Origin of the sequence: Hansschlegelia zhihuaiae (assembly GCF_004103825.1) — a bacterium.
Taxonomy (GTDB): Bacteria; Pseudomonadota; Alphaproteobacteria; order Rhizobiales; family Methylopilaceae; genus Methylopila; species Methylopila zhihuaiae.
Window position 1 is genome coordinate 174583 of the sequence record NZ_RYFI01000005.1, and the last position, 11588, is coordinate 186170.

At 68.3% G+C, this 11588-nt stretch carries 12 protein-coding genes; 8 read left to right on the top strand and 4 right to left on the bottom strand.

The window, feature by feature from the left end; all coding sequences use genetic code 11:
• Positions 1 to 19 precede the first annotated feature (19 nt).
• Positions 20 to 814, bottom strand: a complete 795-nt coding sequence (locus tag EK403_RS07405; RefSeq protein WP_128776860.1) for an ABC transporter permease — start codon at positions 812 to 814, stop codon at positions 20 to 22.
• Positions 811 to 1662, bottom strand: a complete 852-nt coding sequence (locus EK403_RS07410; RefSeq protein ID WP_428979580.1) for an ABC transporter ATP-binding protein — start codon at positions 1660 to 1662, stop codon at positions 811 to 813. The genes EK403_RS07405 and EK403_RS07410 overlap by 4 nt, the downstream gene beginning before the upstream one ends.
• A 239-nt stretch (positions 1663 to 1901) precedes the next feature.
• Between EK403_RS07410 and EK403_RS07415 the strand changes: the two genes are divergently transcribed.
• The 8 genes from EK403_RS07415 to EK403_RS22690 all read left to right on the top strand — a co-directional run bounded on the left by EK403_RS07415 (position 1902) and on the right by EK403_RS22690 (position 9930).
• A complete protein-coding gene (locus EK403_RS07415) occupies positions 1902 to 2363 on the top strand; it encodes an Lrp/AsnC family transcriptional regulator (RefSeq protein WP_128776861.1) in 462 nt (153 codons plus the stop codon).
• A gap of 88 nt (positions 2364 to 2451) precedes the next feature.
• Entirely contained in the window at positions 2452 to 3948 is a 1497-nt protein-coding gene (locus EK403_RS07420; protein WP_128776862.1) for a CoA-acylating methylmalonate-semialdehyde dehydrogenase, read from the top strand.
• A gap of 351 nt (positions 3949 to 4299) precedes the next feature.
• On the top strand, positions 4300 to 5505 hold the full coding sequence (locus EK403_RS07425; protein ID WP_128776863.1) for an ABC transporter substrate-binding protein: 1206 nt from the start codon (positions 4300 to 4302) through the stop codon (positions 5503 to 5505).
• Between the two features lie 208 nt (positions 5506 to 5713).
• On the top strand, positions 5714 to 6487 hold the full coding sequence (locus EK403_RS07430; protein WP_128776864.1) for an ABC transporter ATP-binding protein: 774 nt from the start codon (positions 5714 to 5716) through the stop codon (positions 6485 to 6487).
• A complete protein-coding gene (locus EK403_RS07435) occupies positions 6480 to 7187 on the top strand; it encodes an ABC transporter ATP-binding protein (RefSeq protein ID WP_128776865.1) in 708 nt (235 codons plus the stop codon). The genes EK403_RS07430 and EK403_RS07435 overlap by 8 nt, the downstream gene beginning before the upstream one ends.
• Before the next feature lie 177 nt (positions 7188 to 7364).
• The gene (locus EK403_RS07440; RefSeq protein ID WP_128776866.1) at positions 7365 to 8252 is read left to right on the top strand and encodes a branched-chain amino acid ABC transporter permease; all 888 of its coding nucleotides are present in this window, start codon (positions 7365 to 7367) and stop codon (positions 8250 to 8252) included.
• On the top strand, positions 8252 to 9238 hold the full coding sequence (locus EK403_RS22685) for a branched-chain amino acid ABC transporter permease (protein ID WP_206659496.1): 987 nt from the start codon (positions 8252 to 8254) through the stop codon (positions 9236 to 9238). The genes EK403_RS07440 and EK403_RS22685 overlap by 1 nt, the downstream gene beginning before the upstream one ends.
• The gene (locus EK403_RS22690; RefSeq protein ID WP_206659497.1) at positions 9235 to 9930 is read left to right on the top strand and encodes a GntR family transcriptional regulator; all 696 of its coding nucleotides are present in this window, start codon (positions 9235 to 9237) and stop codon (positions 9928 to 9930) included. The genes EK403_RS22685 and EK403_RS22690 overlap by 4 nt, the downstream gene beginning before the upstream one ends.
• A 225-nt stretch (positions 9931 to 10155) precedes the next feature.
• Here the strand turns inward: EK403_RS22690 and EK403_RS07450 are convergent, their stop codons facing one another.
• Positions 10156 to 11187 (bottom strand): threonine aldolase family protein, encoded by a 1032-nt coding sequence (locus tag EK403_RS07450; protein ID WP_128776900.1) that lies wholly within the window; start codon positions 11185 to 11187, stop codon positions 10156 to 10158.
• A gap of 11 nt (positions 11188 to 11198) precedes the next feature.
• Positions 11199 to 11411 (bottom strand): TOBE domain-containing protein, encoded by a 213-nt coding sequence (locus EK403_RS07455; RefSeq protein ID WP_128776867.1) that lies wholly within the window; start codon positions 11409 to 11411, stop codon positions 11199 to 11201.
• Positions 11412 to 11588: the final 177 nt, after the last annotated feature.

Genomic DNA, 11588 nt, shown 5'->3' on the forward strand with positions numbered 1-11588 from the left:
GGTCAGTCTCTTTGGAGGCTCACGTCTGGCCCACCGCGGCCTGCGGCCGCCAGACCAGCAGGCGGCGCTCGACCAGCGTCACCAGCCAGTCGATCACCAGCACGAAGGCCGAGAGGATGAACATGCCGGCGAACACGCCGGTGACGTCGAACACGCCCTCCGCCTCGTGGATCAGGTAGCCGAGGCCGGCGGCCGAGCCGAGATATTCGCCCACCACCGCGCCGACCAGCGCGAAGCCGACCGAGGTGTGGAGTGAGGAGAACATCCAGGAGAGCGCCGACGGCCAGTAGACGTGGCGGAACAACTGGCGCTCGGTCATGCCCATCATGCGGGCGTTGGACAGCACAACCGGGCTCACCTCCTTCACGCCCTGATAGACATTGAAGAACACGACGAAGAACACGAGCGTCACGCCGAGCGCGACCTTCGACCAGATCCCTAAGCCCAGCCACAGCATGAAGATCGGCGCGAGCACGACGCGCGGCAGCGCGTTGACCATCTTGACGTAAGGGTCGAACACCGCGGCGATCAGCGGCTGGCGCGCGAACCAGAAGCCGATCGCGACGCCGCCGGCCGAGCCGATCACGAAGGCGAGCAGCGTCTCGGTCAGCGTGATCCAGAGATGCCGCCAGATTTCGCCCGAGACGAACAGCTTCACCACCCGCTGGAACACGTCGAGCGGCGTCGAGAAGAAGAACTCGGGCAGGAAGTATTTGCCGGCGATCGGCACGCTGGAGCCGACATGCCAGATCCCGATCGCCACCACCGCGACGAGGACCTGCAGCGCCAGCAGCTTGAGCGACGCGGCCCTCATCGGGCGCCCTCCTCATAGGTCTTGGCGACCTCCTCGCGCAGTTGGTCCCAGATGCGCTTGTGCAGCGCGTGGAACTTCGGGTCGAGCCGGATCTCGGCGGCGTCGCGGGGGCGCGCGAGATCGATCGGATGGTCGCCGATCACGCGCGCGTCCGGGCCCGCGGACATGATCACGACGCGGTCGGAGAGCGCGATCGCCTCCTCGAGGTCGTGGGTCACGAACATCACGGCCTTGCGGTCCTCGGCCCAGAGGCCGAGCAGCAGGTTCCCCATGATCTGACGGGTCTGGGCGTCGAGCGGGCCGAAGGGCTCGTCCATCAGCAGGATCCTAGGCCGCCGGATCAGCACCTGGGCGAGGCCGACGCGCTTGCGCTGGCCGCCCGAGAGTTCGTGCGCGTAGCGCTCGCAGAAGCGCGCGAGGCCGACGCGCCCCATCCAGCCGCGCGCCGCTTCCAGCGCCTCCTTGCGGGGCGTCCCGTGGACCTCGAGCGCGATCGCGACATTGTCGAGCGCGGTCTTCCACGGCATCAGCGCGTCCTGCTGGAACAGGTAGCCGGACTTGCGGTTGAGGCCGGCGAGCCGCTCTCCGAAGATCTCCACATGGCCGGCCGAGGGCTTCAGCAGGCCGGCGGTGACGTTGAGCAGGGTCGACTTCCCGCAGCCGGTCGGCCCGACGATCGAGACGAACTCGCCCTCGCGGACCTCGAAGCTCGTCGGCGCGACGGCGTCGAACACGGCCGCTCCGCGGATGACGAAGCTGACCTTCACCCCATCGAGCCTGACGGCGGTCGCGGCGGACTCAGGCTCCGCAGACGGACGGGAGGGCTCCCGCCGAGCGGCCATCTCCATGGCGTCTCCTCTCCCGGCCGGTCGTCTCTGTCGGACGATCTCGGCTTATTCGGCGCCCGAAAGATCGGGCGGCGCGGCCCGGCGTCGAGGCTGGGCCGCCGCCATCCTGCGCACGAGCCCGATGCCAGCCTCCAGCCTATCAAGGCTCGGGCCCGCCGCGGCGCAAAAATCGTCTTGCGGACGGCCATACGCTGGAATGTGATGTCGCCACGGCCCCGTAGTGCGCAAGGAGATTCCACATGACGGAGCTCGACGCGATCGACCGGAAGATCCTCGCGGCGCTGCAGGCCGACGCGCACGTCACCATGCAGGAGCTCGCCGAGCGCGTCGGGCTGTCGGCCTCGCCCTGCCATCGCCGCATCAAGCTGATGGAGGAGCGCGGCGTCATCACCGGCTACGCCGCGCGCGTCGACCAGAAGGCGATCGGCCTTCATGTCAGCGTCTTCGTCTCGATCAAGCTCGCGCGCCAGAAGGAGGAGGACCTCGACCGCTTCGCCCGCGCCATCTCGGGCTGGGACGAGGTCCTGGAGTGCTATCTGATGACCGGCGCGCGGGACTATCTGCTCAGGGTCGTGGCCGCCGACCTCGAGGCCTACGAGACGTTCCTCAAGAGCAAGCTGACCCGGCTCGACGGGATCGCGTCGATCGAGTCGAGCTTCGCGCTGCAGCAGGTCAAATATTCGGTCGCCTTGCCGACCTGACGCCGCGGCTTTGCGCGCGGCGCCGTTTCCTTTCGCGGCGCGCCGGGACATATCTGGCGCGCCAGAGAAACGGGAAGGAGCCGCGGCCATGCGCGAGATCGGTCATTTCATCGGCGGAAGCCGGGTCGCGGGACGGTCGGGCCGCTTTAGCGACGTCTACGAGCCGATGACCGGCGAGGTCACGGGCCGGGTCGCGCTCGCGTCGAAGGCCGAGGTCCGCGCCGCGATCGAGAACGCCGCGGAGGCGCAGCCGAAATGGGCCGCCACCAACCCGCAGCGGCGCGCGCGCGTCATGATGCGCTTCCTCGACCTGATGGCGGCGAACAATGAGGAGCTCGCCGAACTGCTCGCCCGCGAGCACGGCAAGACGATCCCCGACGCCAAGGGCGACATCCAGCGCGGCGTCGAGGTGGTGGAGTTCGCCTGCGGGATCCCGCATCTCCTGAAGGGAGAGTACACCGAAAGCGCCGGCCCCGGCATCGACATCTATTCTCTTCGCCAGCCGCTCGGCGTCGTGGCCGGGATCACGCCGTTCAACTTCCCGGCCATGATCCCGATGTGGAAGTTCGCGCCCGCGATCGCCTGCGGCAACGCCTTCATCCTGAAGCCCTCCGAGCGCGATCCGGGCGTCCCGATGCGGCTCGCGGAGCTCATGATCGAGGCGGGGCTGCCGGCGGGAATCCTCAACGTCGTCAACGGCGACAAGGAGGCGGTCGACGCGATCCTCGACGACGACGTCATCCAGGCGGTCGGCTTCGTCGGGTCGAGCGACATCGCCCAGTACGTCTACGCCCGCGCGACTGCGACGGGGAAGCGCGCGCAGTGCTTCGGCGGCGCCAAGAACCACATGATCATCATGCCGGACGCCGACATGGACCAGGCGGTCGACGCGCTGATCGGCGCCGGCTACGGCTCGGCCGGCGAGCGCTGCATGGCGGTCTCGGTCGCGGTGCCGGTCGGACACGCGACCGCGGACAGGCTCATGGACAAACTGGTTCCGCGCGTCGAGAGCCTCAAGATCGGGCCCTCGACCGACCTCGGCGCCGACTACGGCCCGCTGGTCTCGCCGCAGGCGCTCGCGCGGGTGAAGGACTATGTCGAGATCGGCGTGACGGAGGGCGCGAAGCTCGTCGTCGACGGCCGCGGCTTCAAGATGCAGGGCTACGAGAACGGCTTCTATCTCGGCGGCTGCCTGTTCGACGACGTGACGCCCGACATGCGCATCTACAAGGAGGAGATCTTCGGCCCGGTCCTCTCGGTCGTGCGCGCCAAGGATTATGGCGAGGCGCTCCGGCTCCCGAACGAGCACGAATACGGCAACGGCGTCTCGATCTACACCCGCGACGGCGACGCCGCCCGCGACTTCGCGGCCAAGGTGCAGGTCGGCATGGTGGGGATCAACGTGCCGATCCCGGTGCCGCTCGCCTACTACACCTTCGGCGGCTGGAAGCGCTCGGGCTTCGGCGACCTCAACCAGCACGGGCCGGATTCGATCCGATTCTACACCAAGACCAAGACCGTCACCTCGCGCTGGCCCTCCGGCGTCAAGGAAGGCGCCGAGTTCTCGATCCCGACCATGCAGTGACAGGGGCGTCCCTCCCCTTGCAAAGGGGAGGGTGGACTTGGCCACAAGGCCAAGGCCGGGTGGGGATCGTCCAGGATCGAGCTCAGTCCGGGACGATCCCCACCCGACCCTCGCTTCGCGAGGGCCACACTCCCCTTTGCAAGGGGAGGGATGGGGGCCGCGACTCCTATCATCCCGCGTGGAAAGACGTTTTCGGGGTTGCGGCGCCCCTGCCCGATGCTAGGCTCACGGCCGTCGGCGCTTCGCAACCATTGAAGCAACAATCTGAGGCCGCCGCCGGGGAAGAAACATCTGGCCGCGGGACCGGATCAACCGTCCGGGGGACCCATGCGGCCTCGGGAGGATTGATCCGTGAAGTTTCTCGCGACCATGACCGCGGCCCTTCTGGCTGCGAGCGTCCTGCCTGCCGCAGCCCAGGTCTCGGACGGCAAGGTGAAGATCGGCATCCTGAACGACCAGTCGGGCGTCTACGCCGACTTCGGCGGCAAGTGGTCCTATGAGGCCGCCAAAATGGCGGTCGAGGATTTCGGCGGGAAGGTGCTGGACGCCCCCGTAGAGGTCATCACCGCCGACCACCAGAACAAGCCCGACGTCGCCTCCAACATCGCCCGCCAGTGGTACGACACTCAGGGCGTCGACTCGATCATGGAGCTCACCACCTCCTCGGTCGCGCTCGCCGTGCAGGGCCTGTCGAAGGAGAAGAAGAAGATCGACATCGTGACCGGCGCGGCCACGACCGAGCTCACCGGCAAGCAGTGCAGCCCTTACGGCTTCCACTGGGCCTACGACACCAATGCTCTGGCTGTCGGCACCGGCGGCGCGCTGGTGAAGGCGGGCGGCGACACCTGGTTCTTCCTCACCGCCGACTACGCCTTCGGCTATTCGCTGGAAGGCCAGACCTCGAAATTCGTGCTGTCGCAGGGCGGCAAGGTGCTGGGCGCGGTGAAGCACCCGCTCGGCAACACCGACTATTCCTCCTTCCTGCTGCAGGCGCAGTCCTCCGGCGCCAAGGTCATCGGCTTCGCCAACGCCGGCCTCGACACCGCGAACGCCATCAAGCAGTCGGCCGAGTTCGGCATCGTGGCGGGCGGCCAGCGCCTCGCCGCGCTGCTGTTCACGCTATCGGAGGTCCACGGCCTCGGGCTCGAGGCCGCGCAGGGGCTGTCGCTCACCGAAGGCTTCTACTGGGACCGCGACGACGAGAGCCGGAAGTTCGCCGAGCGCTTCTTCGCGCGCACCAAGCGCATGCCGAACATGATCCACGCCGGCACCTATTCGGCCGTCACACAGTATCTCAAGGCGATCAAGCAGGCCGGCACCGACGACACCGAGAAGGTCGCGGCGGCGCTGCACGGCGCGAAGGTCGAGGACGTGTTCGCGCGCGGCGGCACGGTCGCGAAGAACGGCCGGCTGATCTACGACATGTACCTGATGGAGGTGAAGAAGCCGTCCGAGAGCAAAAAGCCCTGGGACTACTACAAGGTGCTGGCGACCGTTCCGGGCGACCAAGCCTACATCAAGCCCGAGCAGAGCGGCTGCCCGCTGGCGGCGCAGTAGGCGGCCGGCGCGGGAGCCGATCGATGCTCCGCTCCCGATCGCCAAGATCGCCTGCGTGCTTCGAGACGCCTCGGCTTGCGCCGAGGCTCCTCAGCATGAGGAAGGTCCGCGCTTTGGCGTCCTCCAACGGTCCTCATGCTGAGGAGCATGCCGAAGGCATGCGTCTCGAAGCACGCAGCGTCGTCCCCCCCATGGCGGCCGTGGCCCGATGACGCCGCCGGCCGCCCCCGACGCCGACATCGTGCTCTCGGCCCGCGGCCTGCGCCGCGACTTCGCGGGGTTCACCGCGGTCAACGACGTCGACATCGACGTCCGGCACGGCGAGATCCACGCGCTGATCGGCCCGAACGGCGCGGGCAAGACCACCGTCTTCAACCTGCTCACCAAGTTCCTGCAGCCCACGCGGGGAACCATCACGCTGCTCGGCCAGGACATCACCAGGACCTCGGCCTCCAAGGTCGCACGGATGGGGCTGGTGCGCTCCTTCCAGATCTCCGCGACCTTCCCGCATCTCACCGTGCTCGAAAACGTCCGGGTCGCGCTGCAGCGCCAGAACGGGCTTTCCACCCAGTTCTGGCGCTCGACTCGGGCGCTCGACCGGCTGAACGGGCGCGCCATGGAGCTGATCGAGCAGGTCGGGCTGAAGGACGCCCGCGGCCGGCTCGCGGCCGACCTGTCCTATGGACGCAAACGCGTGCTGGAGATCGCCACCACGCTCGCCCTCGAGCCCAGGGTGCTCCTGCTCGACGAGCCGATGGCCGGCATGGGGCACGAGGACGTCCATGTGGTCGAGGGCATCGTGCGCGAGGTCGCGAAATCCCGCGCCGTGCTGATGGTCGAGCACAATCTGAAGGTCGTGGCGAACCTCTGCGACCGCGTCACCGTGCTCCAGCGCGGCGAGATCCTGACCTCCGGCGACTACGCGACCGTCTCGCGCGACGAACGCGTGAAGACCGCCTATCTCGGGACCGAGCATGAGTAAGCCGCCGCTGCTCGAGCTTCGCGACCTCAACGCCTGGTATGGCGAGGGCCACGCGCTGCACGGCGTCAATCTCGAGGTGCGCGAGGGCGAGACCGTCACGCTGCTCGGCCGCAACGGCGTCGGAAAGACCACGACGCTGCGCGCCATCATGGGGATCGTGGCGAAGCGCAGCGGCGCCATCCTGATCGACGGCCAGGACGTGACCCGCACGCCGCTCCACCGCATGGCCCGCCGCGGCGTCGGCTTCGTGCCCGAGGAGCGCGGCGTGTTCGCTTCGCTGTCGGTCGACGAGAATCTGAGCCTGCCGCCCGTCGTGGCGAAGGGCGGCCTGTCGCTCGCCGAGATCTACGAGCTGTTCCCGAACCTGAAGGAGCGCCGCAACAGCGGCGGCGCGCAGCTGTCGGGCGGCGAGCAGCAGATGCTCGCGATCGCCCGCATGCTGCGGACCGGCGTGCGCCTTCTGCTGCTCGACGAGCCGACCGAAGGGCTCGCGCCGGTGATCGTCCAGCGCATCGGCGAGATCATCCAGGAGATGAAGCGGCGGGGGCTGACCGTGCTGCTCGTCGAGCAGAACTTCCGCTTCGCCGCCAAGGTCGCGGACCGCTTCTACGTCATGGACCACGGCGTGGTGGTGGACGACTTCGACGTCGGAGAGCTGCCCGGGCGCATGGCGAAGCTCACCGAGACGCTGGGGGTGTAGGCGTATGGGAGAACTGAACTGGGTGCTTCGAGACGGCCCTTCGGGCCTCCTCAGCATGAGGAGGGTTGAGGACGCCAATCCACAAACCGTCCTCATGCTGAGGAGCATCGCGCGAGCGATGCGTCTCGAAGCACGCAGCCCCGTCGAAGCCGGTCGGCCATTCGAGAGACCGCGCCCATGACGATGATCTTCGGCGTGCCGCTGCAGGCGCTGCTGGGCCAGCTGCTGGTCGGGCTGATCAACGGCTCGTTCTACGCGATGCTGAGTCTTGGCCTCGCGATCATCTTCGGGCTCTTACGGATCATCAACTTCGCCCATGGCGCGCAATACATGCTGGGCGCCTTCGTGGGCTATCTGCTGCTCGCTTATCTCGGGCTCGGCTACTGGTGGGCGCTGCCGCTGGCGCCGCTGATCGTCGGTCTCGCGGGCGCCGCGATCGAGCGGCTCGCGCTGTCGCGGCTCTACGACCTCGATCACCTCTACGGCCTGCTGTTCACCTTCGGGCTCGCGCTCGCGATCGAGGGCACGTTCCGCTATTATTACGGGGCGGCGGGCCAGCCCTACGCCGTGCCGAAGGAGCTCGTCGGCGCGCACAATCTCGGCTTCATGGTGCTCCCGAACTACAGGGCCTGGGTGGTGGTCGCCTCGCTCGCCGTCTGCATCGGCACGTGGCTCCTGATCGAGAAGACGCGGCTCGGCGCCTATCTCAGGGCCGCGACCGAGAACCCGACGCTGGTGCGCGCCTTCGGCATCAACGTGCCGCTGCTGCTGACCTTCACCTACGGTCTCGGCGCGGCTCTCGCGGGCCTCGCCGGGGTGATGGCCGCGCCGATCTACCAGGTGAGCCCGCTGATGGGCTCCAACATCATCATCGTGGTGTTCGCCGTGGTCGTGGTCGGCGGCATGGGGTCGATCCTCGGCGCGATCGTCACCGGCTACGTGCTCGGTCTCTGCGAGGGGCTCACCAAGGTGTTCTACCCGGAGGCCTCCAGCATCGTGATCTTCGTCATCATGGCGATCGTGCTGCTGGTGCGGCCCGCCGGCCTGTTCGGGAGGAACGCCTGATGGCCGACGTCGCGCTCGAAACCGCGACCGCGAAAAGGATCGCGCGCGCCGAGACCTGGACGATCCTCGCGGGCGTCGCGCTGCTCTCGCTGGCGCCGTTCTTCGTCTATCCCGTCTTCCTGATGAAGCTGCTGTGCTTCGCGCTGTTCGCCTCGGCCTTCAACCTGTTGCTCGGCTATGTCGGGCTCCTGTCCTTCGGGCACGCGGCGTTCTTCGGCGGCGCGGCCTATTTCACCGCGCATGCGGTCAAGGAATGGGGCTTCACGCCGGAGCTCGGCATCCTGGTCGGTGTGGCGGGCGCGGCCCTGCTCGGCCTCGTGATCGGCTATCTCGCGATCCGCCGGCAGGGCATCTATTTCGCGATGATCACGCTCGCGCTCGCGCAGCTCTTCGCGTTCTTCTGCCTGCAGGCCAAGTTCACCCATGGCGAGGACGGCATCCAGGGCGTGCCCCGCGGCCATCTGTTCGGGCTGATCGACCTCAACCAGCCCATCGCCATGTATTTCTTCACGCTCGGCGTCTTCGTGCTGGGCGTGCTTGCGATCCGGCGGATCATCGAATCGCCCTTCGGCATGATCCTGAAGTCGATCCGCGAGAACGAGAACCGCGCGATCTCGCTTGGGCTTTCGGTCAATTCCTACAAGCTCGCGGCCTTCGTGATGTCGGCGGCGCTCGCGGGGCTCGCAGGGTCCACCAAGGCGCTGGTCTTCCAGTTCGCGACGCTGACCGACGTCGGCTGGCAGATGTCGGGCGAGGTCATCCTGATGACGCTGCTCGGCGGCATCGGCACGCTGCTCGGCCCGGTGGTCGGCGCTGCGATCGTGGTGTCGTTGCAGAATTATCTGGCGACGTCGCAATTTCCGGTCACGATCTTCACCGGCTTGATCTTCATGATCTGCGTGCTGACATTTCGTCGCGGCGTCGTGGGCGAGTTCCTTGCGAGCCGCGTCGGGCGGAAGTTGACGGGACGAGGCGGAGAGGCGTGAGCGTCATAGAGGCGGAGGAAGAGAGGCCGGGCCGCGCGCCCTCGCTGCACAGCGAGGTGCTGGCGAGCCTGCGCGACTTCATCGTCGAGGGCCGCATTCCCGACGGAGAACGCGTTCCCGAGCGCGAGCTCTGCGAGCGCTTCGGCGTCTCGCGCACGCCGCTGCGCGAGGCGCTCAAGGTTCTGGCGTCGGAAGGCCTGATCGAGCTGCTGCCGAACCGCGGCGCGCGCGTCCGGATCTTCAGCGCGGCCGACAGGCGCGAGCTGTTCGACGTGATGGGCGGCCTCGAGGGGCTCGCCGGCCGGCTCGCCTGCGAGCGCGCCACCGACGCCGAGATCGGCGAGATCGAGCGGCTTCACACCGAGATGTACGGCCATTACCTGCGCCGCGACCTGCCGGCCTATTTCCGCTGCAACCAGGCGATCCACCGCGCGATCGTCGCGGCGGCGCGGAACGGCGCGCTGAGCGCCACCTACGAGACCTTCGCGACGCGCGCGAAGCGCATCCGCTACGTGGCCAATCTCGGCGAGCGCCGGATCCGCTGGGGCGAGGCGGTGCGCGAGCACGAGGAGATCCTCGACGCGTTGCAAAGGCGCGCGGGAGCCGAGCTCAGCGACATCCTGTTCCATCATCTGCGCAACACCCAGGCGGCCACCGAGCCCGCCGAGGATGGTGCGCCGCCTGAGGCGTAGACGTCTCTCGAAAGTGAGCTGCAGGAGCGGAGCTGCGTGCTTCGAGACGCCGTCCTTCGGACGGCTCCTCAGCACGAGGAAGGTTTGGGCTCTGGCGTCCTCCGCATTCCTCATGCTGAGGAGCATGCCACAAGGCATGCGTCTCGAAGCACGCACCCCGCTCCTCCAAGGTCCGAGCCGCTGAGGCGCCCGTGTCTGGCTGGGGACCGGCGCCGCGCGCCGCCCTCAGCCCAGCGAAGCCGCGACCTCGCGGGCCGCAGCGATCGCCCGCTCCACCCCCGCCCGGTCGACGTCGAGATGGGTCGTGGCGCGGATCTCGTGCGCGCCGGTCGCGCGGAAGCGCACGCCGCGTTCGAGGCAGGCCTTCGCGAAATCCGCCTCCGGGACGCCGAGCGCCTCGACCGAGAAGCGCAGGATGTTGGACTGCGTCGGCGCGGCGATCTCGACCCCCTCGATCGCCCTCAGCCCGTGGTCGAGCGCGAGCGCGTTGTCGTTGTCGACCTTGAGCTGGTCGACATGGTGGTCGAGCGCGTAGAGGCCGGCGGCCGCCAGCACGCCGGACTGACGCATCGCGCCGCCGAGCCGGTACTTCCAGCGCCACGCCTCGACGATGAAGTCCTTCGTCCCGCACAGCACGGCGCCGACCGGGCAACCCAGCCCCTTCGACAGGTCGATCCAGGCGGTGTCGAAGCCGTCCACATAGTCGGCGGCCGAAATCCCGGTCGCAGCGACCGCGTTGAGCAGCCGCGCGCCGTCCATATGGGCGATCAGGCCGTGGCGTTTGGCGACGTCGCGCACCGCGCGGACCGCCTCCAGCGGCCAGACCGAGCCGCCCGAGAACGCCGTGGTGTTCTCGACCGATACGAGCGCCGAGCGCGGCGCGGTCCGGGCCGGCGGCCGGATCGCGGCCTCCGCCTGTTCGGCCGTGAACACGCCGTTCTCGGTCGTAAGCGGCTTCGTCGAGACGCCGCCGATCGCGGCCGCGCTCGCTCCTTCCGTGTTGTAGATGTGCGAGGAGGCGTCGACCACGATCTCGTCGCCGGCGCGGGTCTGCGTCAGGATCGCGACCAGGTTGCACATCGTGCCGGACGGCATGAAGACCGCCGCCTCCATGCCGAGCAGCGCCGCCGTCCGCTCGCAGAGCGCGTTGGTGGTCGGGTCGTCGCCGGACTGCTCGTCGCCCACGACCGCTTTCGCCATCGCCTCGCGCATGCCGGCGGTCGGACGCGTCTGCGTGTCCGAATAAAGGTCGACGATGTCGTCCACGCTCAGGGCTTCACCAGCAGGACGTTTACGGCCTTGGCCAGGACATGGACCTCGGAGCCTTCCTTGAGCTCGAGCTCGGAGAGGGAGTCGAGGGTCATGACCGAGGACATGCGATAGTCGGTCCCCTTCAGCCGAACGGTGACCTGCGCCATCACGCCGCCGCGCTTGATCTCGATGACCTCGGCCGGGATGTCGTTCCGCGCGCCATGCTTCATCGCGTTCCTCCCTGTCGGTCCGTGAGGAGCCGAGCATGAAGCCCGTCCCGCCGCGGACCGCAAGTCCCGCTCGAGCCGCTGTCTAGTTCGTGTCCACTCCGCCGCGTCATGCCCGGGCTTGACCCGGGCATCCATCGCCGGGCGCGTCCGCGCCCGATGGATCGCCGGGGCAAGCCC

Bases quoted from the DNA above. Each gene is read 5' to 3' on its own strand.
- EK403_RS07410 (WP_428979580.1), bottom strand. From the start codon at position 1,662: ATGGAGATGGCCGCTCGGCGGGAGCCCTCCCGTCCGTCTGCGGAGCCT.
- EK403_RS22685 (WP_206659496.1), top strand. From the start codon at position 8,252: ATGGCCGACGTCGCGCTCGAAACCGCGACCGCGAAAAGGATCGCGCGC.
- EK403_RS07415 (WP_128776861.1), top strand. From the start codon at position 1,902: ATGACGGAGCTCGACGCGATCGACCGGAAGATCCTCGCGGCGCTGCAG.
- EK403_RS07405 (WP_128776860.1), bottom strand. From the start codon at position 814: ATGAGGGCCGCGTCGCTCAAGCTGCTGGCGCTGCAGGTCCTCGTCGCG.
- EK403_RS07455 (WP_128776867.1), bottom strand. From the start codon at position 11,411: ATGAAGCATGGCGCGCGGAACGACATCCCGGCCGAGGTCATCGAGATC.
- EK403_RS07435 (WP_128776865.1), top strand. From the start codon at position 6,480: ATGAGTAAGCCGCCGCTGCTCGAGCTTCGCGACCTCAACGCCTGGTAT.
- EK403_RS07430 (WP_128776864.1), top strand. From the start codon at position 5,714: ATGACGCCGCCGGCCGCCCCCGACGCCGACATCGTGCTCTCGGCCCGC.
- EK403_RS07440 (WP_128776866.1), top strand. From the start codon at position 7,365: ATGACGATGATCTTCGGCGTGCCGCTGCAGGCGCTGCTGGGCCAGCTG.
- EK403_RS07420 (WP_128776862.1), top strand. From the start codon at position 2,452: ATGCGCGAGATCGGTCATTTCATCGGCGGAAGCCGGGTCGCGGGACGG.